This is a genomic window from Halorubrum sp. SP9 (genome assembly GCF_005435015.1).
GTDB classification, from domain to species: Archaea; Halobacteriota; Halobacteria; order Halobacteriales; family Haloferacaceae; genus Halorubrum; species Halorubrum sodomense.
This window is the reverse complement of sequence record NZ_SGXU01000315.1, coordinates 1-510: the sequence shown is the minus strand read 5'-3', so window position 1 is coordinate 510 and position 510 is coordinate 1. Positions and strand designations below refer to the sequence as shown.

Annotated in this window: 1 protein-coding gene; it reads right to left on the bottom strand. The window is 57.6% G+C overall.

All coding sequences use genetic code 11. The annotated features are described in order from the left end of the window. Nucleotides 1–481: zinc ribbon domain-containing protein (locus EXE45_RS17695; protein ID WP_199233692.1), on the bottom strand; the 481-nt coding region annotated here is incomplete at its 3' end. Between the last annotated feature and the right edge of the window lie 29 nt (nt 482–510).

The following is a 510-nucleotide window of genomic DNA, read 5'->3' as shown; positions in this document are numbered from 1 at the left end:
CACCGCTGGTTCCTTCGAGTACGACCTGCGTTTCGGGCTGAGCCACGACAGCCCCCGCCGTCGATAGCGGGCTCGTGATGTCCTTACCGACGGCTCGTTGCCCAATATTCGACGCCCCGTTTTTATCCGCGTTGTCATCCAACCCACAGTCGTGACACTCCAGACGCCCCTGTACCTCACGACTCGTGTTCTTCGATCCACACCGCCAGCACGTCACGGACGTATTGTGCTCCTTTACTGAGATACACTCGCGTCCATCGAGGTGGGCTTTGTATGTGAGAATATTCGCCATTTTCGCGTACGGCATCTTGTGGGTCTTATCGTTCACGTACCGCCCCTCATCATTGTCGACTCGCAACCCAGTCATATCACCGAACACGATGACGGCGTTGCGCTCCTGAGCGCGAGCGATCAGTTCGTTCGCCACCTGATACAACTCGTGTTCGACCGTTCTGGATTCCTTGTCACCGAGGCGCTCCATGACCTGCGCTCCGGAGCGCACCTTCCTCT